Source organism: Streptococcus sp. 2021WUSS126 (assembly GCF_044427255.1).
In the GTDB taxonomy this organism is placed as follows: Bacteria; Bacillota; Bacilli; order Lactobacillales; family Streptococcaceae; genus Streptococcus; species Streptococcus hashimotonensis.
In genome coordinates, this window is the sequence record NZ_JAOTGI010000008.1 from 51,852 (window position 1) to 78,048 (window position 26,197).

At 42.4% G+C, this 26,197-nt stretch carries 23 protein-coding genes and 2 pseudogenes; 6 read left to right on the forward strand and 19 right to left on the reverse strand.

Translation table 11 applies throughout. The annotated features are described in order from the left end of the window. Positions 1–4 precede the first annotated feature (4 nt). From ODU39_RS04985 to ODU39_RS04995, 3 genes are all read right to left on the reverse strand, one after another. Entirely contained in the window at positions 5–835 is an 831-nt protein-coding gene (locus ODU39_RS04985; protein WP_024403304.1) for a carbohydrate ABC transporter permease, read from the reverse strand. 10 nt (positions 836–845) lie between these two features. Next, positions 846–1,739 carry a carbohydrate ABC transporter permease gene (locus tag ODU39_RS04990; RefSeq protein WP_105139167.1) on the reverse strand — a complete coding sequence of 298 codons (894 nt, stop codon included), beginning with the start codon at positions 1,737–1,739 and terminating at the stop codon, positions 846–848. A 67-nt stretch (positions 1,740–1,806) separates the two neighbouring features. After that, positions 1,807–3,081 carry an ABC transporter substrate-binding protein gene (locus ODU39_RS04995; protein ID WP_398580030.1) on the reverse strand — a complete coding sequence of 425 codons (1,275 nt, stop codon included), beginning with the start codon at positions 3,079–3,081 and terminating at the stop codon, positions 1,807–1,809. A gap of 214 nt (positions 3,082–3,295) precedes the next feature. Here ODU39_RS04995 and ODU39_RS05000 point away from each other — a divergent pair, with 214 nt between their 5' ends. After that, positions 3,296–4,132: an AraC family transcriptional regulator gene (locus ODU39_RS05000; protein ID WP_024382108.1), complete on the forward strand. Its 837-nt coding sequence runs from the start codon at positions 3,296–3,298 to the stop codon at positions 4,130–4,132. Positions 4,133–4,168: 36 nt separating this feature from the next. Here the strand turns inward: ODU39_RS05000 and tsaD are convergent, their stop codons facing one another. From tsaD to tsaB, 3 genes are read right to left on the reverse strand one after another with little or no spacing between them, the layout of a single operon-like run. Beyond that, positions 4,169–5,176 (reverse strand): tRNA (adenosine(37)-N6)-threonylcarbamoyltransferase complex transferase subunit TsaD, encoded by a 1,008-nt coding sequence (gene tsaD / locus ODU39_RS05005; protein WP_398580031.1) that lies wholly within the window; start codon positions 5,174–5,176, stop codon positions 4,169–4,171. Next, positions 5,166–5,606, reverse strand: a complete 441-nt coding sequence (rimI, locus tag ODU39_RS05010) for a ribosomal protein S18-alanine N-acetyltransferase (RefSeq protein WP_398580032.1) — start codon at positions 5,604–5,606, stop codon at positions 5,166–5,168. Before rimI ends, tsaD begins: the two co-directional genes overlap by 11 nt. Continuing rightward, positions 5,603–6,286 carry a tRNA (adenosine(37)-N6)-threonylcarbamoyltransferase complex dimerization subunit type 1 TsaB gene (tsaB, locus tag ODU39_RS05015; RefSeq protein WP_398580033.1) on the reverse strand — a complete coding sequence of 228 codons (684 nt, stop codon included), beginning with the start codon at positions 6,284–6,286 and terminating at the stop codon, positions 5,603–5,605. The genes rimI and tsaB overlap by 4 nt, the downstream gene beginning before the upstream one ends. Before the next feature lie 561 nt (positions 6,287–6,847). Here tsaB and ODU39_RS05020 point away from each other — a divergent pair. Continuing rightward, the gene (locus ODU39_RS05020; protein WP_002938523.1) at positions 6,848–7,078 is read left to right on the forward strand and encodes a DNA-dependent RNA polymerase subunit epsilon; all 231 of its coding nucleotides are present in this window, start codon (positions 6,848–6,850) and stop codon (positions 7,076–7,078) included. A 3-nt stretch (positions 7,079–7,081) separates the two neighbouring features. Continuing rightward, a complete protein-coding gene (gene rnjA / locus ODU39_RS05025; RefSeq protein WP_002938522.1) occupies positions 7,082–8,761 on the forward strand; it encodes a ribonuclease J1 in 1,680 nt (559 codons plus the stop codon). A gap of 378 nt (positions 8,762–9,139) precedes the next feature. Here the strand turns inward: rnjA and glnA are convergent, their stop codons facing one another. From glnA to groES, 11 genes are all read right to left on the reverse strand, one after another. Continuing rightward, positions 9,140–10,486, reverse strand: a complete 1,347-nt coding sequence (glnA, locus tag ODU39_RS05030) for a type I glutamate--ammonia ligase (RefSeq protein ID WP_011921751.1) — start codon at positions 10,484–10,486, stop codon at positions 9,140–9,142. 28 nt (positions 10,487–10,514) lie between these two features. Then, positions 10,515–10,886, reverse strand: a complete 372-nt coding sequence (locus ODU39_RS05035; RefSeq protein ID WP_002940041.1) for a MerR family transcriptional regulator — start codon at positions 10,884–10,886, stop codon at positions 10,515–10,517. A 75-nt stretch (positions 10,887–10,961) separates the two neighbouring features. Next, the gene (locus tag ODU39_RS05040) at positions 10,962–11,477 is read right to left on the reverse strand and encodes an aromatic acid exporter family protein (RefSeq protein WP_044762768.1); all 516 of its coding nucleotides are present in this window, start codon (positions 11,475–11,477) and stop codon (positions 10,962–10,964) included. 931 nt (positions 11,478–12,408) lie between these two features. Continuing rightward, positions 12,409–13,608 (reverse strand): phosphoglycerate kinase, encoded by a 1,200-nt coding sequence (locus ODU39_RS05045; protein ID WP_014637337.1) that lies wholly within the window; start codon positions 13,606–13,608, stop codon positions 12,409–12,411. A 255-nt stretch (positions 13,609–13,863) separates the two neighbouring features. Further along, a complete protein-coding gene (gap, locus tag ODU39_RS05050; RefSeq protein WP_012775479.1) occupies positions 13,864–14,874 on the reverse strand; it encodes a type I glyceraldehyde-3-phosphate dehydrogenase in 1,011 nt (336 codons plus the stop codon). 366 nt (positions 14,875–15,240) lie between these two features. Further along, the gene (locus ODU39_RS05055) at positions 15,241–17,232 is read right to left on the reverse strand and encodes a M13 family metallopeptidase (RefSeq protein WP_024417078.1); all 1,992 of its coding nucleotides are present in this window, start codon (positions 17,230–17,232) and stop codon (positions 15,241–15,243) included. Between the two features lie 981 nt (positions 17,233–18,213). Beyond that, positions 18,214–20,295 carry an elongation factor G gene (fusA, locus tag ODU39_RS05060; RefSeq protein ID WP_024399880.1) on the reverse strand — a complete coding sequence of 694 codons (2,082 nt, stop codon included), beginning with the start codon at positions 20,293–20,295 and terminating at the stop codon, positions 18,214–18,216. Positions 20,296–20,607: 312 nt separating this feature from the next. Then, positions 20,608–21,078: a 30S ribosomal protein S7 gene (gene rpsG, locus ODU39_RS05065; RefSeq protein WP_002940031.1), complete on the reverse strand. Its 471-nt coding sequence runs from the start codon at positions 21,076–21,078 to the stop codon at positions 20,608–20,610. Between the two features lie 16 nt (positions 21,079–21,094). Then, positions 21,095–21,508 (reverse strand): 30S ribosomal protein S12, encoded by a 414-nt coding sequence (gene rpsL / locus ODU39_RS05070; protein WP_002940030.1) that lies wholly within the window; start codon positions 21,506–21,508, stop codon positions 21,095–21,097. 230 nt (positions 21,509–21,738) lie between these two features. Then, positions 21,739–23,361, reverse strand: coding sequence for a chaperonin GroEL (gene groL, locus ODU39_RS05075; protein ID WP_398580034.1), 1,623 nt, complete (start codon positions 23,359–23,361; stop codon positions 21,739–21,741). 10 nt (positions 23,362–23,371) lie between these two features. Further along, positions 23,372–23,653 carry a co-chaperone GroES gene (gene groES / locus ODU39_RS05080; protein ID WP_398580035.1) on the reverse strand — a complete coding sequence of 94 codons (282 nt, stop codon included), beginning with the start codon at positions 23,651–23,653 and terminating at the stop codon, positions 23,372–23,374. Between the two features lie 197 nt (positions 23,654–23,850). Here groES and ODU39_RS05085 point away from each other — a divergent pair, with 197 nt between their 5' ends. Next, positions 23,851–24,138, forward strand: a complete 288-nt coding sequence (locus tag ODU39_RS05085; RefSeq protein WP_105212176.1) for a hypothetical protein — start codon at positions 23,851–23,853, stop codon at positions 24,136–24,138. A gap of 223 nt (positions 24,139–24,361) precedes the next feature. On the opposite strand, the gene ODU39_RS05090 is transcribed toward ODU39_RS05085, so the two are convergent. After that, complete coding sequence (locus tag ODU39_RS05090; protein ID WP_398580036.1) at positions 24,362–24,757, reverse strand: single-stranded DNA-binding protein; 396 nt, start codon at positions 24,755–24,757, stop codon at positions 24,362–24,364. Between the two features lie 54 nt (positions 24,758–24,811). Between ODU39_RS05090 and ODU39_RS05095 the strand changes: the two genes are divergently transcribed. Together ODU39_RS05095 and ODU39_RS05100 are read left to right on the forward strand one after the other, a co-directional pair. Beyond that, positions 24,812–25,027: a hypothetical protein gene (locus ODU39_RS05095; RefSeq protein ID WP_238140508.1), complete on the forward strand. Its 216-nt coding sequence runs from the start codon at positions 24,812–24,814 to the stop codon at positions 25,025–25,027. Between the two features lie 24 nt (positions 25,028–25,051). Next, positions 25,052–25,588 (forward strand): annotated as a pseudogene (locus ODU39_RS05100) (DUF2785 domain-containing protein); the annotation flags it as partial. Positions 25,589–25,738: 150 nt separating this feature from the next. Here ODU39_RS05100 and ODU39_RS05105 read toward each other — a convergent pair. Then, positions 25,739–26,197, reverse strand: a pseudogene (locus ODU39_RS05105) (transposase); the annotation flags it as partial.

Consider the following 26,197-nt stretch of genomic DNA (forward strand, 5'->3'; position numbering starts at 1 on the left):
CCTCCTATAATTTTCCACCAGATGTCGCAATCCCTTGGATAAACTGCTTCTGGAATATCACATACAGTACCAACATCGGCCAAATAGCCAAAACACTTGCAGCCATGAGCTGAGGATAGTTAACAGCGTAAGCTCCCTGGATCTTAGAAAGTGCGCTAGACAGGGTAGCCTTGTCCGCTTCTGAGTTGATAATCAATGGCCACAACAAATCCTTGAAAGCAAACAAAGCCGTAAAAATCGCTAAGGCAATCAAGCCAGACTTGGCCAAAGGTAGCATAACCTTAAAGAAAGTCTGCCCGATATTACAACCATCCAATTTTGCAGATTCCTCCAATTCTTTTGGAAGACCCATGAAAAATTGACGGAGTAAGAATGTACCAAAGGCACTGACAATTCCTGGAAATACCAGAGCAAAAATCGTATTGCGCATACCAAGTTGGTCAATCATCAAATACTGAGGAATGACGAATAACTGAGGTGGCACCATCATTTGAAAGAGGACCAGACCAAACAAGAAATTCCGCCCAGGAAATTCCAAGCGAGCAAAGGCATAAGCTGCCATGGCTGAAAACATTACCGAGCTAAAGATACGCCATAACATCATCAAAATGGTGTTCAGATAGAGTATCGGAAAATTATTAGTTCGAATAGCCTCTGTATAATTGCTCACCATCCAGTTACTTGGTAAAAAGTGGAAAGGATTCATCTGAGTGGATTCGGTCACCGTTTTAAAGGACGTCAACACCATCCAAACAAATGGAATCAGCATGCCCAATGCCACTAAAATCAAGAAGGCATGCATCCAGATTGTTGATTTAAAAGCTGATTGTTTCACATGAACCTCCTTAACGGTAATGCACCCATTTTTTCTGTACCTTCATCTGAACGAAAGTAATGACAAGAATAATTAATAACAACAACATGACAATGGTGGAGCCATAGCCCTTATCCGAATATTTAAAGGAATTATTGTAAAACAGATAAACCAGAGATACTGTCTTATCATAGGCAGGACTACGAACATCCTCCATCATATAGATAACATCAAAGACTTGCATGGATTGAATGACACTGGTTACCACAACAAAGAACAGGGTTGGCGAAACCAATGGCAGGGTAATGGAGAAAAATTGCTTGGCTGGACTAGCTCCATCAATGCGAGCCGCCTCATAAAAATCCGTTGGAATTTCTTGTAAACCGGCTAAAATTAAAATCATGCTATAGCCAACCGTACTCCAAATTCCAATCAAAGCGATTGAGTATAGAGCAATCTTTGGATCTTCAATCCAGTTCACAGCACCCAGTCCCAAACGACGCAAGACATAGTTAATCAAGCCGAAGTCCGTATTGTAGAGCCATTTCCAAACCATGGTCACTGCGGCTGGTGCTGCCACCATAGGCAAGAAGAAAATGGTTCGATAAATATGCTTACCTTTAATCTTAGAATTAAGCAAAACTGCAAGCAACATGGCCAAGGCAACGGTAGCTGGAACAACTAGAATCGTATATTTCAAGGTATTCCATGTCGCCTGCCACACTTGCGCATCCCCTAACATTCGTTGGTAATTTGCCAAGCCGACAAAAATATCGCCTTTACCGAAATCTCCACTCTTATGGAAACTCATCTTCATGGTTTGGAAAATAGGAATAATATTGAGCACGATTAATCCAATAATGGTCGGTGCTACCATTCCCCATCCCCAAATTGCCTCATTTAAACTTCCTTTTTTTCGGAACATCTTATCCCCATCCTTCTTCATTTAATAAGAAGGTCCGGGGAAGAATCAACTTCCCAAGACCTCCTACCTATTTTTCAGTTGCTAATTCAGCATTCATCATATCAGTTGTTTCTTTGGCAGCTTCTTCAGTTGCTTTTTCTCCAAGATAAGCAGGTTTCAATAGCTCATAAGCCTTATCTTCCCACTTGATGGTTGTTTGTGAATATGGACGAATCTGTGCATAATCCACCATGTCAACATAATTCTTGATAGTAAAGTTTTTGTTTGAATCTACCCAAGTATCTGCCGCGCCTTTATAAGCCGAGATTGCCACACCAAGTGTTGCCTGCATTTCTTGTGCCTCTTTTGAGCTGAGGTACTCAACCCATTTCCAAGCAGCATCTGGATGTTTAGTAGTAGCAGCAATGGCATGACCCAATCCATTAAAGATGGTTGCACGAGTTCCATCTGGCCCTTTTGGCAAGACAGCTACATCAGCATTTTCACGAATGTAGTCATTAGCAGTGAAACCAGATAAATTCCAAGAACCGAAGACGCTCATAGCCACTTGACCGTTTTGGAATGCTTCGGCCCGCTCTTTATCTACTGTAATAGCCGGTGAAATTTTTTCTTTGACAAAGCTAAAGTAGTAATCCAAAGCCTCAATGGTCTTAGGATCAGCATAGCCTGATTTCAAATCATCAGTAATAACCTTACCACCATTTTGATAGATAAAGTTATAGTAGCCCTCTTGGTTACTCAAACCAGCACCGAAACCATACTGACTACCATCTGGCTTGGTCAATTTCTTCGCCACTTCTTTCAACTTATTCCAATCCCAAGTATCGTCTGGGTATGGAATACCTGCTTCGTCAAATAATTTCTTATTGTACCAAAGACCGATTGTATCGAAATCTTTTGGAATAGCGTACTGCTTACCATTTATATTGTAGATTTCATTCAAACCATCTGGGAAATTGGCTAGTTTAGCATCCTCACTCTTGGCTAAATATTCATCCAATGGCAATAGCATTTTATTGGAACCATAGCGATAAATCTCATTTGAATGCATCCAGAAGGTATCAGGCAATGAACCACCTGTCGCACCAGCTTCTAACATGGTCCAGTAGGAATCCCAGTCCGATACTTGAATATTGATTTTAATATCTGGATTCTTTTTCTCAAACTCATCCGCAATCTTTCTCAAACCAGGCTCTTGACCAGAATCCCAAATGGCATAGGATATTTCTGTCTTTCCTGAACTACTTCCTTCCGTAGTTTTGCTAGACTCAGTCGAAGTAGAACACGCTGCCAGCAGGCCTGCAGCCGCAAGCAAGGTAACATAGCGACCAATTTTCTTCATGATAATACTCCTTTTCTTTTGTCGAATACGTCGACGAACTTTGTTATTTCTACTACAACTATAACATGTAAGCGCTTTATAATCAAATAGGAATATTTGACATATTCCATATGATTTTGGGATATTTTTTAATTTTTTCAAATAAAATGTCACATTTACATATAAATATGCTATACTGATTGTAAGCCTTTACACTTTTGGTATGGAGAATACGATGAAAATACAACCTGAATTTTACGTCTTTAATAACCGATCCTATGTAGATTTTTACCCTATCCAATTTGGCATGGAAGCCTGTAAGCCACTTCACTCATTCGGCCCGACTATGAAACAACACTACCTGTTTCACTACATCATCTCTGGTTCAGGTACTTTTTACGATACCTCCGACCAACGTGAATACCACCTGACCGCAGGACAGGGCTTCCTTATCTCCCCAGAAGCCATCTGTAGCTACGAAGCAGACGAAAAGGACCCCTGGACCTATATCTGGCTTGAGTTTGACGGTCTGAAAACTGAGCATTTTCTCAGACAAGCAGGACTCTCAAAAGAACAACCTATCTTTTCGCAACGAGAAATGCCAACCTCTAGCCCTGTCTACCATGAAATGAAACAAATTCTCGCGCTCCATCATCAAAAAAGCGCTCTAGTTCTCGGACACCTTTACCTCTTTATCTCCTGCCTCATTGACTGTTCGCTAACCAAAACAAGTAGCAAACACGATGAAAACAAGGAATTTTATATACGAGAAGCCATCAACTTCGTAGAACGAAATTATGAGAAAGCTATATCCGTAGATGATTTGGCACAAGTATGCAACCTCAATCGCCACTACTTCAGTCGACTATTCAAGGAGCAAATGAACATCTCACCTCAACAATTTATCATCCAATACCGACTCAGCGAAGCCTGCGAACTCTTAAAAAACACCACTAAGACACTACAGGAAATTGCTGAAGAAATCGGCTACTCCAACCAATTCAATTTTTCAACTGCTTTTAAAAGACATTACCAAATTTCTCCAAATCGCTGGCGAAAAATCCATAAATAAACCTCTTACGTATCCTTGACGTAAGAGGTTTTTATTCTACAAATTCTCAAAAGCCAGACTTGGTTTGGCATTCAAATCCCAACCAGCAAAGTTTTCTTTGTTATATTCACTAACGGCTGCCAAGGCAATCATGCCAGCATTATCACCGCAGAGGCGAAGCGGGGGAATGATGACCTCCACATCCGTGATTTCAGCTGCCAACCGCTCTCGTAAGCCCTGATTGGCTGCTACACCGCCCGCTACGACCAAGGTCTTAACAGGGTATTTCTCCAAGGCCTTCTTGGTCTTGGTCATGAGAATGTCCATAACACAGGCTTGGAAAGAAGCTGACAGGTCCGCATTGGACAAGGTTTCCCCTTTCTGCTGGGCATTGTGGTAGAGGTTGATAAAGGCGGATTTCAAACCTGAGAAAGAAAACTCCAGATTGTCTTCCTTTATCATAGCACGAGGGAAGTCATAGATGTCCCGCCCCTCACGTGCCAACTCATCAATGACCCGACCAGCTGGATAGGGCAGTCCCATGACCCGTCCTACCTTGTCATAGGCCTCGCCGATAGCATCATCTCGCGTTTCGCCGACAATCTTATAGTCGCCCGCCTCTGACACATAGACCAACTCCGTGTGTCCACCGCTGACCAAGAGAGCCAAGAGTGGAAACTCCAACTCCTTGACCGCACGCGCCGCCATCAAGTGCCCTGCCATGTGGTTGACAGGAATGAGTGGCAAGCCATTAGCCCAGGCAAAGGCCTTGGCCGCCGAAATCCCGACTAGCAAAGTACCGACCAAACCAGGCCCATAGGTCACCGCCACAGCCGTCAAGTCCTCTGCCGTCACCTCCGCCTCCAACAAGGCCTCCTCAATACAGGCCGTAATCACTTCCACATGGTGACGGCTGGCCACCTCGGGCACCACCCCCCCAAACCGCTGGTGGCTGGCAATCTGACTGGCAATGACATTGGACAAAAGCTCCGCCTCATTGCGCAAAACAGCCACCGAGGTCTCGTCACACGAAGTCTCGATCGCCAAAATCAATCTATCTTTCATTCCGTTCTCTCTTCATTAGCACCGCGTCCTCGACAGGATTACGGTAGTAGTCTTTTCGTTTTCCTATTTTGGTAAAATGCTGGCGTGTATAGAGGGCCTGAGCTGCGCTATTGGACTCCCTCACTTCGAGGAAGATGTCTCCATCCCAGCCCATCACAGCAGCCATCAGCTGACTGGCGATTCCCAACCTCTGAAAATCAGCCCTGACAGCAATCTGCAAGATTTCCATTTCATCCAGCACCGTCTGCACAGCCAAAAAACCGACTAGCTCCTGACCCTCATAGGCCAGATAATAATCCTCATCCTGACTAGCCATGCTAGAGGCAATCTGATCCACAGTCCAGGGAGATTGGTCATAAACTGACTGCATAACTGCCAAAACAGCCTCTGCCAGATTTTCCTGACCATCGTAGTGTTTAATCTCTATCATACACGTTTGATATAACTTTCTGAGCCAGCTTGGTTGTCCTTGAGCCAGTTTTCCTCTGCCTCTACTCGTTTGAGATAGTTGGGCTCAAAGCTGGTGACATCTACTGCTGGCAAGTCTTGACCAATCACCGCCAGCTGATAGGCAGACGGCAGACTGGTTTGGTAATGGGCAGTTGGCAGAGCTTGCTCGATTTGCTCCTTAAAGTTCTCTACTTCTCCGACAAAGGTGATGTTTTCCTTGCCAGACAGGCTAGAAAGTAAGTCTTCGAAAGACCAGTAGCGGTCTGCCTCGACTGCTCTGCCATTTTCATAAACACCTGCATAGACGCAGTTACGGCGGGCATCAATGAGGGGCACCACCAGACCCGTCAGGCTAGGCGAAACCAGGGACTGAAGACTGGATAGTCCCACCAAGTCGATCTTGAGGGTGTAGGCCAGGGTCTTGGCAGTCGCCACAGCCACACGAAGCCCCGTGTAGGAGCCAGGTCCCTGAGCGACCACAACCCTATTCAAGTCTTTGGGCGTCCAGCCCACCTGTGCTACTAAAAAATCGACCACAGGCATGAGGCTGACACTATGATTTTTCTTGACGGCCAGCAGGGTTTCCGCCTGCAAACGACCGTCCTCCACCAAGGCAACCGATAGGGCCTGGTTGGAGCTGTCTAAAGCTAGGATTTTCATCTTCTCCTCTTTCCTTATACTCAATGAAAATCAAAATCAGACTAGCTCCTAAGGTTTGGGAAACCTCCACTGGAGCTTTCCACTCATCAAATCAAGTCAACAACGTCTGATTTTGATTTTCGAAGAGTATTTCAATGCTACTCTCTATTGTAAGCCATCTTGACCTTTTTTTCAAATAATGAAAAGAATCGGTTGTGATTTCAAGTAGGTTAATGGATCGAATCGATTTGTCATTCTAGTAAGTCACATCACTATCTGGCAGTTGACAGGCATTTCTCGGCACAATTGAACTTAGTCTTAGTAATCCCAACACACTCGGAATCCTAACTCATTTCTTTGATTTATCCCCTTCTGAAATACCGAATTTCTGAAAATCATGACACTTTTCCATTTTCCTACCAAACCCTTTTACCATCAGCATATTTTATGGTATAATGAAGAGTACATTTAGACTGAATAAATTGACAACTCGAGAAAATTGAATAGACATTACCAAACATACCCAACTGTTTGGGGCTTTTTTCATAGTTGCCAGTCAAAAAGAAAGGAACTATACTACACATGATTTATAAAGTATTCTATCAAGAATCAAAAATTAGCCCACGTCGCGAGCAAACACGCGCTCTTTATCTAGACATCGATGCTGCATCAGAATTGGAAGGTCGTATTATCGCGCGTGAATTGGTGGAAACCAACCGCCCTGAATACAACATCGAATTTATCGACCTCTTATCAGACAATCATCTTGAATACGAGAAAGAGCACGCAGATTTCAAAATTACGGAGTTTTAATCCATGTCATCAGTCAATCTAAAACCTCATGAAGTTGGCGTTTTCGCCATCGGTGGTTTGGGAGAAATCGGGAAAAACACCTACGGTATCGAGTACAAGGATGAAATTCTCATCGTCGATGCCGGTATCAAGTTCCCAGAAGATGACCTATTGGGTATCGACTACGTTATCCCAGACTACTCCTACATCGTTGAAAACCTAGACCGCGTGAAAGGTCTGGTTATTACCCACGGGCACGAAGACCACATCGGAGGCATTCCCTTCTTACTCAAGCAAGCCAATGTCCCAATCTATGCTGGACCTTTAGCCCTCGCCCTCATTCGAGGCAAATTGGAAGAACACGGACTGCTCCGTGATGCGACTTTGCATGAAATCAATCATAATACAGAGTTGACCTTCAAGCACCTCAAAGTCAGCTTCTTCCGTACCACCCACTCCATTCCAGAGCCACTTGGTATCGTCGTTGACACCCCGCAAGGAAAAATCGTCTGTACCGGTGACTTCAAGTTCGATTTCACTCCAGTTGGCGAGCCAGCAGACCTTCACCGCATGGCTGCTCTCGGTGAAGAAGGTGTTCTCTGCCTCCTCTCCGACTCGACAAATGCTGAAGTCCCAACCTTTACCAACTCGGAAAAAGTGGTCGGTCAGTCCATTATGAAATTGATTGAAGGCATCCACGGACGCATTATCTTTGCTTCCTTTGCCTCCAACATCTTCCGTCTCCAACAGGCGGCTGATGCAGCGGTTAAGACCGGACGCAAGATCGCTGTCTTTGGACGTTCCATGGAAAAGGCCATTGTTAACGGTATCGAGCTCGGCTACATCAAGGTGCCTAAGGATACCTTCATCGAGCCAAACGAGATCAAAGAATATCCTGCCAGCGAGATCATGATTCTCTGTACAGGGAGCCAAGGGGAGCCTATGGCAGCACTCTCTCGCATCGCCCACGGTACCCACCGTCAAGTGCAACTCCAGCCAGGCGACACGGTTATCTTCTCGTCCAGCCCTATTCCGGGAAATACCACAGGTGTCAACAAGCTCATCAATATCCTGATTGAAGCCGGTGTCGATGTGATTCACGGTAAAATTAACAACATCCATACCTCTGGGCACGGTGGTCAACAAGAGCAAAAACTCATGCTCCGCTTGATCAAACCAAAATACTTCATGCCTGTCCATGGTGAATACCGCATGCAAAAAATCCATGCCAGCCTAGCTGTTGATACAGGCGTTCCAAAAGATAATATCTTCATCATGGAAAACGGAGATGTCCTTGCTCTGACAAAAGATTCTGCACGTCTCGCAGGTCAATTCAACGCCCAAGACATCTATGTCGATGGAAACCGCATCGGTGAAATCGGCGCAGCAGTCCTCAAAGACCGCCGCGATCTTTCAGAAGACGGTGTTGTCCTTGCAGTAGCCACTGTCGATTTTAATTCTAAGATGATATTAGCAGGACCAGACATCCTCAGTCGCGGTTTTATCTATATGAGAGAATCTGGCGAGCTCATTCGCGAAAGCCAACGCGTCCTTTTCAACGCTATCCGCATCGCCATGCGCAACAAAGACGCAAATATCCAAACAGTCAACGGCGCTATTGTTAACGCCCTACGACCATTCCTATATGAAAAAACAGAGCGTGAACCAATCATTATCCCAATGATTCTGACGCCTGACCGATAACACACTGAAATCCCATAGGTGAAACCTCTGGGATTTATTTTATATTAATACTCTTCGAAAATCAAAATTATCCGTTGTCAACTTGCCTTGATGAACTCCAGTTCTATCTTTGGCTTCGTTTCCTAGGCTACTTTTGATTTTCATTGAGTATAACAAGATAACCCAGCTTGAAAAAAGACCGATTTCAAGCTCATGTCCATCCCCTCGCCCTGCTATTTCTTAGCTCAGGCTGAAACAGTCTCTTCCCAGACTACTTCACTCCACTGGACCATTACTCGCTTTCCAATTTCTCAGCTCATGAACAAAGGACCCGTCGGGGTCCTAATTCGCTATCTGGTTTTCAAGCTCGTGAACAAAGGACCCGTTGGGGTCCTTTGTTTAATACATATCCAAATAGTTGTCGATTTCCCATTGAGAAACGTAGGTTGCGTAGCTTGCCCATTCGATTTTCTTAGCTTCCAAGAAATTCGTATAGATATGATCACCTAGAGCTGCACGAACTACCTCGTCTTCACGAAGAGCTTTCAATGCATTGTGAAGAGTTGAAGGAAGATCAGTGATACCTGCTTCACGACGCTCCTCATCAGACATTGCATAGATATTAGATTCTACTGGTGCTGGTGCTTCAATTTTATTTTGAATACCTTCCAAGCCAACTTCCAACAGAACGGCCATAGCTAAGTATGGGTTGGCAGTTGGATCAACCGAGCGCAATTCCAAACGAGTTCCCATTCCACGTGATGCAGGTACGCGAACCAATGGTGAGCGGTTTTTACCAGCCCAAGCAATATACACAGGAGCTTCAAAGCCTGGAACCAAACGCTTGTAAGAGTTCACTGTCGGGTTTGTAATAGCAGTATAGTTATAAGCATGCTTAATCAAACCACCAAGGAAATGGTAAGCAGTTTGAGACAGCTGCATACCGCGAGGATCTTCTGGATCAAAGAAGGCATTATTCCCATCCTTATCAAAGAGTGACATGTTACAGTGCATACCTGAACCAGCAATACCAAACTTAGGCTTGGCCATAAATGTCGCATACATACCATGCTTACGAGCAATTGTTTTAACAACTAACTTGAAGATTTGAATATTGTCACAAGCTTTTAAGACATCCGCATATTTGAAGTCAATTTCATGCTGACCTACTGCCACTTCGTGATGGCTCGCTTCAACTTCAAAGCCCATCTCTGTCAAGACATTGACGATTTCGCGACGTGTATTATCAGCCAAGTCCGTTGGTGCGAGGTCAAAGTAACCACCTTTATCATTTACTTCAAGCGTTGGATTTCCTTGTTCGTCCATCTTAAAGAGGAAGAATTCTGGTTCTGGACCAAGGTTGAATGAAGAGAAACCTGCCTCTTCCATGTGACGAAGCGATTTCTTCAAATTTCCACGTGGGTCACCAGCAAAAGGCTTAGCATCTGTTGTATAAATATCACAAATCAAGCCAGCTACACGGCCATTTTCATCACCCCAAGGGAAGATAGTCCATGTATCCAAGTCTGGGTAAAGATACATATCTGATTCATTGATACGAACAAATCCTTCAATAGATGAACCATCAAACATGACCTTATTTGACAAAACCTTTTCGACCTGCTCATCAGTTGCTGGAATTTCTACGTTTTTCATCACTCCCATGATGTCTGTAAACATAAGACGTAGGAAGGTAACGTTTTTCTCTTTGATATCGCGCTTGATATCTGCCACTGTGAATGTCATTATTTTTCTCCTCTATTTTAAAAGCTAATTACGACGAACGGAAAATGGAACTAGGACTTGAAAATCGTCCCTGACGACTGAATTCATCATGTAAGATACGACGGACATCTTCATCAGTCAAGGTTTTCTGCTGTTTTTGGACCTTAGCTTTCGCTTCCCGATTTGCATATTCCTTCTTAATCGCAGCAATATTCAAACCTTCATCCAAAAAATCCTTGATTTCTAAAAGTAAGTCCATATCATTTAGAGAATACAAGCGACGATTCCCTTCATTGCGATCGGGCTTAATCAAGCCTTGATCTTCATAGTAACGAATTTGACGAGCAGTTAAATCTGTCAACTTCATCACACTACCGATCGGAAAGATGGCTAAGGAACGACGAAACTCTTTTTCTCTCATAACGAACTCCTTTCTGCCTACCATTATAGGAGAATTTTTTTTTGAGGTCAATAGGCGATGTTATATTTTGTGACATCATTTATCCTGAAAACGTTTTTTTATAACATTCACATCATAATTAACTAGAATCGCAATGAAAACTCCAATAAAGGTTTCAAACACACGAATAAACACATATTGAATCGTATCACCAGCAGGAATAGACAATGTAATAATTAATAAAGCTGAGACTCCACCAATAATTCCCGCTTTATTATTCATCGCCACATTTGTCATAATCGTTAACATGACAAATATCGGAACAAAAACCGCAGTTACCCAAAAATGATCTAAGAATAACCTATCCAAAATAAAGAAAAGTAGCGCATAAAAACCAGCAATAGAATTACCCAGAATACGAGAAGCCCCAAAATGGACACTCTGATCGAAGTCTTCTCGTAAACTAAACACAGCCGTCAAAGCCGCAATCTGAATCCCTTGCCAACCCAGAAAACCAAACAAAAGAATAACTAGGAAGACTGCCAAACCCGATTTGAACGTCCGCATCCCCAACCGAAATTTCTTTGGATCAAATGTATATTTTTTAAACATACCTCTATTCTAACATGATTTCGAAAAATAGAATAGCAAATACCTGCCCAGCTTTTCTTTTCTCCTAAGCTCGACTGGAAAAGCCTCCTGTTCACGCCAGCTTTTCGAAAAAACAATAATCTGCCACTTCAAATCAGCCGCAAGAGGGAACCCAGAAGTAAGATAAACGAATAGACACTGCAAAAAACAACGTCTTTTTTTTGCATTTATATTTTTGTTTGGTAGCTGAATGGCAGTTGTGACCAACCTATTCAGCCTTACGGAGTTCAAATAGCCCAGTGGGCTATTTGAAGTTATCACCAAGAAAAAAAAACAAAGCAACAAGCTACGGAATCATTTTTGACAGAAGCCTCGCTTCTTCTATTTCTAACCTCAACATATCTGCGAGATATGTTGAACTGACACACCGCCTATTTTTCATTTCAGTAAACACCGCAAGTTCTGGAAGTACACCTTGCTAGACTTTCTAATTCGCTTAGCTTCGTAGAAACTCTACGCGATGCACAAAATGCAACGGAAACCCGTTGCATTTTAGCCTTTCCCTAGGCTGATTTTCTAAACTCACTAGGTTCACAGAAAATCTAGCCTTTGCACTAGAAAAGAGTTGGTCTCCCAACTCTTTTCATCGTTCATACGCAGTAGCTAAATGGTAGTTCACTTTGCTACGCTTGTGACCAACCTATTCAGCCTTGCGGGGGTGCGTCTACGGAATCGTTTTTGACAGAAGCTTCGCTTCTTCTATTTCCAACCTCAAAATATCCCCCAGATATTTTGAGCTGACTTACCGCCTATTTTTCAGTAAGTGCTGCAAGTCCTGGAAGCACTTTTCACCTTGCTAGACTTTCTAACTCGCTTAGCTTCGTAGAAACTCTACGCGATGCACAAAATGCAACGGAAATCCGTTGCATTTTAGCCTTCAAGTTTATTGAACTTACTTTTCAGTCAAAGCTGCGAGACCAGGCAATACTTTACCTTCTAACAACTCCATTGATGCACCACCACCAGTTGAGATCCATGAGAACTTGTCTGCACGACCAAGGTTGATAGCTGCTGCTGCTGAGTCACCACCACCGATGATTGATTTCACGCCTGGTTGTTTCACGATAGCGTCCATTACACCGATTGTACCTGCTTGGAAGTCTGGGTTTTCAAATACACCCATAGGACCATTCCAAACAACTGTTTTCGCACCAGTCAAAGCTTCGTCAAACTTAGCGATTGACTTAGGACCGATGTCAAGACCAAGGAAGCCTTCTGAAACTGCTTCGCCTTCAGTGTCGCGAACTTCAGTGTATCCAGCAAATGCGTTAGCTTCTTTTGAGTCAACTGGCAAGATCAATTTACCGTTAGCTTTTTCAAGAAGTGCTTTTGCTACATCCAATTTATCTTCTTCTACAAGTGAGTTACCGATTTCGATACCTTGAGCTTTGTAGAATGTGTAAGTCATACCACCACCGATAAGAACTTTATCAGCTTTTTCAAGAAGGTTCTCGATAACACCGATCTTATCAGATACTTTTGAACCACCAAGGATTGCTACGAATGGGCGCTCTGGAGTTTCAACAGCTTCTTGGATGTAAGCAATTTCGTTTTCCAAAAGGAAACCAGCTACTGCTTTTTCTACGTTTGCTGAGATACCAACGTTTGATGCGTGTGCACGGTGTGCAGTACCAAATGCATCGTTAACGAAGATACCATCACCAAGTGAAGCCCAGTATTTACCAAGTTCTTCGTCGTTTTTAGATTCTTTCTTACCATCAACATCTTCGAAACGAGTGTTTTCAACAAGGAGAACTTGTCCATCTTCCAAAGCATTGATAGCTGCTTCCAATTCAGCACCACGAGTAGCACCTGCGATGAAAGCAACGTCTTGACCCAATTTAGCTGCCAAGTCAGCTGCTACAGGAGCCAATGATTTACCTTCTTTGTCAGCTTCTTCTTTCACACGACCAAGGTGAGAGAAAAGAATTGCACGTCCACCTTGCTCAAGAATATACTTGATAGTTGGAAGAGCTGCTGTAATACGGTTATCGTTAGTGATAACGCCATCTTTCAAAGGCACGTTGAAGTCCACACGAACAAGAACTTTTTTGCCTTTCAATTCTACATCTTTAACAGTCAATTTTGCCATTAGATAAGAACTCCTTAAATTATATTTACTTTACCATTGTATCATATTTTCTGTATTTTTTCTTGCATAAAGATATTTTTTTCACAAATGTTAGGAAATCTAAAACTATCGCCTCGTAATCAGATTTTTCAAAGTCTAAAATTGCCAAACCAGAAACAACTTATGCCATCCTTGCTTCTTAGCATAAGGAAACAACTATATTTCAGCAATCAAAACAAAAAAAGAGGCCGAAGCCTCTTCGATTTTCACTAAGGATTATTTAGCGATTTTTGCGAAGTACTCAAGAGTACGAACAAGTTGTGCAGTGTAAGACATTTCGTTGTCGTACCATGAAACAACTTTAACCAATTGCTCGCCATCAACTTCGATAACTTTAGTTTGAGTTGCATCAAACAATGAACCGAATGAGATACCTACGATATCTGAAGATACGAGTTGGTCTTCAGTGTAACCAAATGATTCAGTAGCAGCAGCTTTCATAGCAGCGTTTACTTCTTCAGCAGTTACTTTCTTGTCAAGAGTTGCAACCAATTCAGTTACAGAACCTGTTGGAACTGGAACACGTTGTGCAGCACCGTCAAGTTTACCGTTCAATTCTGGGATTACCAAGCCGATAGCTTTAGCAGCACCAGTTGAGTTAGGAACGATATTTGCAGCAGCAGCACGTGCACGACGAAGGTCACCACCACGGTGTGGTCCGTCAAGAACCATTTGGTCACCAGTGTAACCGTGGATTGTAGTCATCAAACCTTTTTGAACGCCAAATGCATCGTGAAGAGCTTTAGCCATTGGTGCCAAACAGTTTGTAGTACATGAAGCACCTGAGATAACTGTTTCAGTACCATCAAGGATGTCGTGGTTAGTGTTGAAAACAACAGTCTTAACATCGTTACCACCAGGAGCAGTGATAACAACTTTTTTAGCACCGTTAGCGTGGATGTGTTGCTCAGCTTTTTCTTTAGAAGCAAAGAAACCTGTAGCTTCCAAAACGATATCTACGCCATCAGTAGCCCAGTCGATGTTTCCTGGCTCACGCTCAGCAGAAACTTTAACGAATTTACCGTTAACTTCGAAACCACCGTCTTTAACTTCAACAGTACCGTCGAAACGACCTTGAGTTGTGTCATATTTCAACAAGTGTGCAAGCATTACTGGATCTGTAAGGTCGTTGATACGAGTAACTTCAACACCTTCTACGTTTTGGATACGACGGAAAGCAAGACGACCGATACGTCCGAAACCGTTAATACCAACTTTAACTACCATGAATGATTTCCTCCTTATGAAAATCGAGTTCTTTATTTTAAAAGGCAAGCCTTTTAATCCTTTTGTGAAAATATTAACTTGTAAGCCTACAAGCATCTTTTCAACGTTTTTATTATATAACTATTTACCGAAAATTGCAACTGCTTACCGGTTCATCTTATGTAAAAAATAGAAGGCCAAAAAATAAAAGCTAAAAATCATAGCCATGCGTTCTCTCGGGTGGTTATGACTGGTTAAATACTTAACTTAATAGCATTGCCATACCTCGACACATTTTTTACCGATTCTTGGTTTACTACTACTTCTATTTTTTACCTAAAAAAGTGTCTACCGCCCATTTTGGACCGCAGACACCTCTATAATCTTTTACCACACTCGTAAGCGGTCTTCTGGTTTCACATACATTGGATCCCCTTCTTTGACATTGAAGTCTGTATAGAATTGATCAATTTGGTTGACAATGTTGTTAACCCGATATTTAGCTGGTGGATGTTCGTCGCTGATGCTGGCAATAGCAAATTCTTTGGTGGTGACTTCACGCCATGCTTTACCATAAGACTCGAAGACTTTCTTCGTATTGTAGCCTTTTTTCTGAGCAATATCAATGGCAACCGTTAAACCACCGAGATCCGCCATGATTTCACCGGTTGAAATTTCGCCATTGACATAGTAGCCCGGAGCCACTTCCAATTTAGAGTAGATATCTGCTGCCTGTTGAACCTTTTTATTAAATTTTTCAAGGTCTTCTGGTTTCCACCAGTTGACAAGGTTCCCTTTTTCATCAAATTGAGAACCAGCCTTATCAAAGGCATGGGAAATTTCATGACCGATAACAGCCCCGATTCCACCCAGATTTTCTTCGGGACTAGCCTTTGGATCGTAGAGAGGAGCCTGTAAAATCCCTGCCGGAAAAACAATTTCGTTGTTAGTTGGGCTGTAATAGGCATTCACCGTGTGAGAAGGCATGCCGAACTGCGACTTATCAAAAGGCTTGCCAAATTGCCCCATCTCTTCACGCAATTCAAGTGTTTTTACCATATCGAAGTTAGAAAGAAGACTCCCTCCTTCTTCTTTGGATTGGATAGCAAGTTGTGAGTAATCCTTCCACTGGTCTGGATAGCCGATTTTAACAACCAATGTATCTAGTTTTTTCAAGGCCCGCATCTTGGTTTCTTCAGACATCCACTGCACTGCTTTGATTCGCTCTGCATAAGTCGCTTTAATCTCTTGAACCATAGATAGGATATTAGCCTTGGATTCTTCTGAAAAATGGTGTTTAACGTAAACTTTGCCAATCATATCGGAGAAATTTGCATCAATGGCCGCTTGAGCAACTTCTTCCTGACTCGGAGTATCTACCGCACCAGTTGCTACGCCGTCGTATTTCGCTTTTGCCTCGATTAAATTGCTTGACAGATAATCATTGTAATGGGCAATCACACGATATTGGAGCAGGGCTTTAAGAGCGTCTAAATTCTTTTCTTGATAGAGTTCATTTAATTTTTTTAGAGCATCTGGTTCTGATACGACTGTCGTTGGAGCATTCTGAAGTCCTAACTCAGAAACCAACTCAGCAATCGGTAGGTTGGGAACCAGTGCTTTGACCTCATCCCAAGTCTTCTCGTTATACATGGCTTCAAAGTTATTGGCTTCTTCTTTTGGCCGTTGCACTGCAGCCATCTCTTTTTCCAAATTAAAGAGGAGGTCTGCCTTAGAAGAGGCTTCTTTTGAGGATTCTCCTGCCAAGCTAAACACTTCCTGCAGATAGGCTTTAAAGGCTTTTTGGTTTTTCAGTGAAAATTCATCTGTGCCATCATAATTTTCTTTTGGAAAACTTAACTTGTGAGGGTCAACGTAGATGGTGTTTTTGTTACTGTCTTTTATATCTTGAGTAACGTTTATATGAAGCAAATTGCGGATGTTTTTGCCGTATAGGGCTACCAGAATCTTGTTGAGTTCTTCCATGGTAGAGGCTTTTTTAATCTCCTCTAAATAAGGCTTGATAGGCTCTAACCCCAATTTGTTGCGAGTATCAAAATCGGCTGCCAATCGGTAAAAATCAATAAGTTTTTTCTCATCACTACCAGCTTGCAGCTTGGAATAGTCCATATCCAGCTGGTCAATCATCTCCTGTATCGCTTCTTGCGTTTTCTCAGAGAGTTGACTCAGATTATCTATTTGCGATTCACCGGCACCTAATTTTGTATCTTTCAACCATTGCGCATTGATATAAGAATGAAAATCCGTCTGTGGTGTTGCTTCACCTGCTTTGGGAGCCGAGGAATTACTTGTGCCACAGGCTGTCAAAAATGTCGCACAGGCGACTGCTACTAATGAAAATTTTAGTTTTTTTCTCATGGTTTCTGTCCTTTCTTTTTATTGTTAATGTGCTTAGTACCACTATTTCATCACCATACAAGCATCCTCCTTTAGTAATTAGCGGTCCTAAACTACTCTTTCATCGATCTACCTTATAAGGATTCTAACATTTATATCTGCTTTTCTTCTGTAGCCTATCTATTAATTCTCTTATTTTTTGTAACCATTCCCAAACAAAGTAATTCTAAATAATTTAAAACATTTATTTTAGCAAATTGAGTGAGAGTAGGCAAGAACTCGAACGGTCAAAAGAGTTCAGCAACAATTCCTAATTTTAAGTTATTAAGCTAAAACAATCTATTCACAGACCGTTTTAATCCGTTTATTTCACAGTAGCCAGACCTAGAAGTCACTGTTGAGTTCATCGGCAACAGGAATCTTATACCCAATGAAATCCCAAAATAGCAAACCCTGATCTTTTGTTAGCCATCCACACCTAAATTAGGGTATTTTTTTATAAATTGTAGCTTTCTCATTGTATATTTCCAAAAAGGATCTGACGGATACCTATTTTTTAGTCGTTTAGTTTGTTTTTAGCACTCACTTCAAAGGTTCAGGGAACCTTTGAAGGCTAGAGATAGGGCGAAGCAAGTTCGCCTCAATAGCTGCAGGTTGCTAGAACAGCCTTTAGGCTGTTCTAAGTTAGAAATAAGACTTGCCTCGCGAATCACCTCTGTAAAGTACGGCAAAGCGAGTTCAAATGCTCCAGTGAAGTGTTCAAAGTTGAAAATAGGGAAACGAAGTTTCATCGCTCGTCGAAGTAATCAAAGATAAACTACTGATACTCAATAAAAATCAAAAGTAGCCTAGGAAACGAAGCCGAAGATAGAACTGGAGTTCATCAAAGCAAGTTGACAACGGATAATTTTGATTTTCGAAGAGTATGAGTATCACGCTCAGATGTGTGACATATCCGTCGTACCAAAAAACACCTACCCGAAGGTAGGTGTAGATAGACAATTAAGCATTGCCACCGTTTTTCTTGATGATTTCATCTTGTACAGATTTTGGTACATCTTCGTAGTGGTCAAATACCATCATGAAAGTACCGCGACCTTGTGTTGCTGAACGAAGAACAGTTGCGTAACCGAACATTTCAGCAAGTGGCACATAAGCACGAACGATTTGTGTGTTACCACGAGCTTCCATACCATCAACGCGACCACGACGTGCAGTAACGTGACCCATAACGTCACCAAGGTTATCTTCTGGTGCAGTGATTGTTACAAGCATCATTGGCTCAAGGATAGTTGGTTGAGCTGATTTAGCTGCTTCTTTAAGGGCAAGAGATGCTGCCACTTTGAAGGCTGTTTCAGATGAGTCGACATCGTGGTATGAACCATCGTAAAGCTTAGCTTTAACGTCAACGATTGGGTAACCAGCAAGAACACCGTTAGCCATAGATTCTACGAGACCTTTTTCAACCGCTGGGATGAATTCACGTGGAACCACACCACCGACGATAGCATTCTCGAACTCGAAACCTTTACCTTCTTCGTTTGGTGTGAATTCGATCCAAACGTCACCGAATTGACCTTTACCACCAGACTGGCGTTTGAAGAAACCACGAGCTTGTGTAGAAGCGCGGAATGTTTCACGGTATGATACTTGAGGAGCACCTACGTTTGCTTCAACCTTGAATTCACGACGCATACGGTCAACAAGGACATCCAAGTGCAACTCACCCATACCAGAGATAACTGTTTCACCAGTTTCAACGTTTGTTTCAACGCGGAATGTTGGATCTTCTTCAGCCAATTTAGAAAGGGCAATACCCATCTTGTCCTGGTCAGCTTTAGACTTAGGCTCAACCATCAATTGGATAACTGGTTCTGGAACGTGGATTGACTCAAGGATGATTTTTGCTTTTTCATCTGTCAATGAGTCACCAGTTGTAGTATCTTTCAAACCAACCGCAGCGGCGATGTCACCTGCATAAACAGTTTCAATTTCTTGACGGCTGTTTGCGTGCATTTGAAGGATACGTCCGATACGTTCACGTTTACCTTTAGAAGTGTTCAATACGTATGAACCGCTGTTAAGGACACCTGAATATACACGGAAGAATGTCAAACGACCTACGAATGGGTCAGTCATGATCTTGAAGGCAAGAGCTGCAAATGGCTCTTCATCTGATGCATGACGCTCTTCTTCAGCATCTGTATCTGGGTTAACACCTTTAATAGCAGGGATGTCAAGTGGGCTTGGAAGGTAGTCGATAACCGCATCAAGCATCAATTGAACACCTTTGTTTTTGAAGGCTGAACCACACAATACTGGGAAGAATTCAACATTGATAGTTGCTTTACGGATAGCAACTTTCAATTCTTCGTTTGTGATTTCTTCACCTTCAAGGTATTTCATCATCAATTCTTCATCAGTTTCAGCAACTGCTTCAACCAATTTTTCACGGTATTCTTCAGCTTGCTCAAGGTATTCAGCTGGAATATCTTCTTCAAGAATATCTGTACCAAGGTCGTTAGTATAGATTTCAGCTTTCATCTTGATCAAGTCGATGATACCACGGAACTCATCTTCAGAACCGATTGGCAATTGGATTGGGTGAGCATTTGCTTGAAGACGCTCGTGAAGTGTGCTTACTGAGTAAAGGAAGTCAGCACCGATTTTATCCATTTTGTTAGCGAATACGATACGTGGAACACCGTATTCAGTTGCTTGACGCCATACTGTTTCAGTTTGTGGCTCAACACCTGATTGTGAGTCAAGAACGGTTACCGCACCATCAAGAACGCGAAGTGAACGTTGTACTTCGATTGTGAAGTCCACGTGTCCTGGTGTGTCGATGATATTTACACGGTGGTTGTTCCATTGAGCTGTTGTTGCAGCAGATGTGATAGTGATACCACGCTCTTGCTCTTGCTCCATCCAGTCCATTTGTGATGCACCTTCGTGAGTTTCACCGATTTTGTGGATTTTACCAGTGTAGTAAAGAATACGCTCAGTTGTCGTTGTTTTACCCGCGTCAACGTGCGCCATGATACCGATATTACGAGTTTTTTCTAATGAAAATTCGCGTGCCATGAGGTTTGTTCTCCTATATTTTTAGTTTTCTATTCTGATTATACCATATTTTAAGAAAAGCGAGTGGGCAAATCCCACCCGCTTAAGTTCTTACTAATGGTGTGAAGTGGTTGAGGCAAGCCTCAATCCAATTTGTGATGGTTGAACGAAGTTCCTTCATCTAATTGAGTTCAACTGACAGTTTTTGTTAAATGCAGAACTGAACTCGAACGGCCTGCTGGCAACGAAAAAAGATAAATCTCATTGAATGCAAAAGCATTCTGCTTCGATTTCCTATTTTTCGTCGACAGGCACGTTCTCTGTATCTTAATCTTACCAGCGGAAGTGTGCGAATGCGCGGTTTGCTTCTGCCATTTTGTGAGTATCTTCACGTTTCTTAACAGCTGCACCTGTGTTGTTTGCTGCATCCATGATTTCTTTCGCAAGGCGATCAATCATAGTGTGCTCACCACGGTTACGAGCGATTGTTACCAACCAACGAAGACCAAGTGTTGTACGACGCTCTGGACGAACTTCAACTGGGACTTGGTAGTTAGAACCACCGACACGACGTGCACGTACTTCAAGTACAGGCATGATGTTTTCCATTGCTGTTTCAAATACTTCAAGTGCATCGTTACCAGTTGCTTCTTTGATTTGATCAAAAGCCCCGTAAACGATTGATGCAGCAGTACCACGTTTACCGTCCAACATAACACGGTTAATCAAACGAGTTACCAATTTTGAGTTATACAATGGATCTGGCAATACTTCGCGCTTAGGCGCTTGATTTTTACGACTCATTTATATTTCCCCTTTCTTAGCCTTTTGGACGTTTAGTACCGTATTTAGAACGGCCTTGCTTACGATCGTTAACACCTGCAGTATCAAGTGCACCACGAACGATATGGTAACGTACCCCTGGAAGGTCTTTTACACGTCCACCACGAAGAAGAACAACGCTGTGCTCTTGCAAGTTGTGACCGATACCTGGGATGTAAGCAGTAACCTCGATAAGGTTGCTCAAACGTACACGAGCAAATTTACGAAGGGCTGAGTTAGGTTTTTTAGGTGTCATTGTTCCGACACGAGTTGCAACACCGCGTTTTTGTGGTGATGAAACATTTGTTTGAACTTTTTTACGGCTGTTGTAACCAACGTTCAAAGCTGGTGATTTAGATTTTTCTACTTTAGACTTACGTGGTTTACGTACCAACTGGTTAATTGTAGGCATCTACATTCTCCTGTATATATTTTTTATTTTTGGTGATAGGGCATTGGTGACAACCCCTATCTGTGTGTACTTTTGCAACATTTGTCAGCACGTCCCTGTACACTCTTGAGAGACCAAAAGTAAAAAGTACCGTCTAATATAGTACCACATCCCAAACCCATTGTCAAATAGATATGTTTGAAATTTTCAAGAAAAAACACAGCCAATCAGCTGTGTCATTTTGCTATTTCTTAGTAGCCCATACCCATTCCATCCATACCTTGTGGCATAGCTGGAGCGGCTGGTTCTGGTTTGTTGGCAACGACTGCTTCAGTTGTCAAAATCAAGCTGGCTACGGAAGCCGCATTTTGAAGAGCTGAACGTGTTACTTTAACAGGGTCAATGATACCTGCATCCATCATGTTGACCCATTCGCCTGTCGCAGCATTAAAACCTGTGCCAAGTTCTGAATTCTTCAGTTTATCAATGATAACTGAACCCTCATAACCTGCGTTATAGGCAATCTGACGAACTGGTTCTTCCAAGGCACGAAGGACAATATTGCGTCCTGTTTCATCGTCGCCTCTCAACTCCAATTTCGCTACGCTATCGATAACATTGACAAGGGCTGTACCACCACCTGCAACAATTCCTTCTTCAACTGCGGCACGTGTTGCGTTGAGGGCATCTTCGATACGGAGTTTCATTTCTTTCAACTCAGTCTCAGTAGCGGCACCGACTTTAATAACTGCAACACCGCCTGATAATTTGGCCAGACGCTCTTGCAATTTTTCACGGTCAAATTCTGAAGTTGTTCCCTCAATTTGTGACTTGATAACAGCGACACGGTTGGCAATGGCTTCTGGATTTCCAGCACCTTCAACAATGGTTGTACCATCTTTGTCAACCACAACTTTGGCAGCCTGACCAAGTGCTTCAATGGTCGCATCTTTCAAGTCCAAACCAAGGTCTTCTGTAATCACTGTACCGCCAGTCAAAATCGCGATGTCTTCCAACATAGCTTTACGACGGTCACCAAATCCTGGCGCCTTAACAGCAACAACGTTGAATGTACCACGAATCTTGTTGAGAACAAGAGTAGGAAGAGCTTCACCATCCACATCGTCAGCAATAATCAAGAGCGGACGACTAGTCTGGAGAATGCTTTCCAAAAGTGGCAAAATATCCTGGATATGAGAAATCTTCTTATCTGTAATCAAGATGAATGGATTTTCAAGCTCAGCCACCATCTTTTCATTATCTGTTACCATGTATTGTGACAGATAGCCACGGTCGAATTGCATACCTTCAACCACATCCAATTCTGTTTCCATACCGCGAGATTCTTCAATGGTGATAACGCCGTCTGTTCCCACGCGCTCCATAGCTTCTGAAATGTACTCACCAACTTTTTCAGAACGGGAAGATACCGCTGCGACTTGAGCAATTTCAGCTTTATTTGATACAGGACTTGCTTGTGCTTTCAAGGCTTCAACCGCTGTTGCAACTGCTGCTTCAATCCCACGACGGATACCGATTGGATTGGCACCTGCAGTTACGTTTTTCAAACCTTCACGAACAATAGCCTGAGTCAAAACAGTGGCAGTTGTTGTACCGTCACCAGCAATGTCATTGGTTTTTGAAGCCACTTCGGATACCAACTTAGCACCCATATTTTCAAAATGGTCTTCCAACTCGATTTCTTTAGCAATGGTCACACCGTCATTGGTAATGAGTGGTGAACCGTAAGCTTTTTCCAAGACAACATTCCGACCTTTTGGACCCAAGGTTACTTTGACCGTATCAGCCAAAATATCGACACCACGGACCATGCTTTCACGTGCATCTGCTGCAAATTTAATTTCTTTTGTCATTTTCCTACCTCTATTCTACAATTGCCAAAATGTCCGCTTCACGGATGATGTGAACGGTCTGGTCTCCGTCTTTAACTTCCAATCCTGCGTGAGCATCAATCAAAACAGTATCTCCAACTGCCACCTCTGGGGCAACCAAGTCACCGTTCAAGGTACGAATCCCTTGTCCGATCGCTAGGACACTTGCTTCTTTTGTCTTTTCTTGACTTGCACCTGCTAGGACAAATCCACCAACTGTTTGTTCTTTTTCTTCAATTTTTACGACGATACGATCGCCCAATGGTTTCAACATGGTATTACCTCCTGGTCTTTTTAGCACTCTTTACCTCCGAGTGCTAATTCACATTTCCTATTGTATCACTTGGTCAAAAATAGTCAAGAAAATTCTATTCCTTTTTCGTGAAAATCCTTCTTAAGTATGAGACAGAATTTACCTATTCATTATTGGTAAACTATGCTATACTATTTTTAAAAAGTTAGGGGGTATTCATGAAATTTTTTAGAGATTTAAAAACAGATTACCTTGAAAGCCGATTTTCAGCCTACGAAAGTTTTGCAGAATGGTTTTTAAAACGTAAATTAGGCTTTTGGGGGAGCGGGAAAGAACTCGACTGGTCAAAAAGAGTTCGTCTTCCCACCCCCGCACAGTTGATTAGGTCAGATTTGGAGTGTGAAACACGAACAAAGCTGCCAATCAACCACTGCGCTGAGATGTTGACACGAACTCTGAGAAGCGAGACTGGACTTTTTGCCCCGTCGCCTATCTACTCTGGCTAGTCTGGATATTTTTCTTTAGCCACCCTCATTACATCATTTTTTTCTTTTATGGCGTTATCCTATTGTCACTGATTGTTATGCTAGTAGAATGGTGGAAATATAGAAAATGAACAGCAAAAAACACCAACTTTCGTCGGTGTTTTTAAGGAGATATGAAAAATATTTAGGATTGACTATAGTATAGCCTACTTTTCAACATTCTCCATCGGTCTTGGGACGGATATTAAAACGGCAATTCTTCCTCTTCCAAGACCAAGTCAGCCAGATCATCACCAGTATTGTTTTCACGCATGGCACGTTGGGCGCGACTTTCTAGTAATTGGAAAGATTGGCCTAGAATCTCTGTCACATAGTGATTGCTGCCGTCTTTTTCGTATTTACGGGTCCGCAATTCACCGTCAACAGAAATTAGACTGCCCTTGCTGCCATAGGAGGCAAGTGTTTCCGCCAGTTTGCCCCAGAAGATAACATTGAGAAAATCCGCTTCACGTTCGCCATTTTCTGTCTTAAATCGTCGATTGACTGCGATGGTTACACGAGTCAAATTTTTACCGTTAGGGGTTTGAGTGAGTTCAGGTTGGGCCGTCAAGCGACCAATTAAAATTGTTTTATTATACATATTACATCCTCCTACTTATCTATTCGTAGAAAGTTCATAAAAAGAAAGAAAATCATGAAAGAATTAATAGAAAAATTGCAAACCTCTAAACCATATACCGATGATGAACTGGCTTGGTTGCTGGAAAACATCGGCCACCCAGACCCTACTATACGCGATGAATTAGTTTATGCTAGTTTTTGCCACATCTTTCTAAATGGTTTGATTACAAGAGAACAAGCACAGTCGCTACTGCAATTCTCTCAAGAAACCAATCCCCTTTCCCTATAAAGCTCCACACTAAAACGAAGTTTTACTTGCTTGCTTTACTGTCTTCTGCTGTCTGTTGACAATGACCAAGATTCTGAGTACTCTGCATTTTTAAGCACTGACGACCGCGAACTGCTTTTCCAACAGGCCTTGGATTATTTGACGATTGAAGATGACTGGTTTGGCTTTGATGAAAAACTCGGCTGGATTCATACCGCTGCCCACGGAGCAGATTTTCTTCTGGCTGCAAGCTGTCATGAGCAATTTCCCAATGATAAAACCGAAGAAGTCTGGCAGGCTATTGTCACTTGTCTAACTAAACAAAGTAAAGTTTTCTCAGCTGGCGAGGAAATCCGCCTGGCACAGATTCCTGTCTACCTTTTGCTGAATGAAAAAATGTCCGGGCAAGAGCTGACGGAATGGATTAGCAAGCTAGACTTCCCCAACCAAGAACCTCTGGACTACTTCCGGTGGCTCAACCTCCAGCATTTCCTATCCAGTCTCTACTTCCAACTCAATTCACATCAGTTTTTGACAGAGGAACTCCGACAGGCTATTGAAGGAAAAATTGAAACAGCATAAAAGAATTGGCCGTCTGACCCAATGTCATTAAGTTAAGCATTTAAGCAGCTAAAGAAACTATTCCCGTCTGAGCAGTTCATGACAAAACGGGAATAGTTTTTGTATTTAGGGCGCACAAAAAGGAGGTTTTTTAACCCAAATTTTTAACTATTATGATATTCTATAAGTGAAGCTTACGGGAGCCTGGCTTTTTATCTTTCTTTGGAAGGTTCGATTGGGTCGAATAATGGATAAATGCTTAGCAATGTAGGTTTCTAATTGGAAGGAAGTGAGTTCAGCTCTAAGAAATTTTCGACAGGCATAAACAGCGTCTGAAAAACAAATTTTATAAGTCTGTTTTAACTTTGATGTTTTAATGGTAACGTGTGAGGTTAGCCATTTACAAACATTAAAGTTGATAAAGCGAGCGTAGATTTCTTGGAGAATCCCTTCCTTCTTTTTCGCGTGAAAATGAGTCAGACCGATACTATATTTTAGGTCACGAAAACTGGTCTCTATGCCCTATCTGTAGGCATAGAGATCTTTTAATTTTTCTGGAGAATAATCGGTGTTTGTCACCAAAGTTTCAAAGAAACCAGGCTTGATTTCGAGACGCACCATTCGGAAATG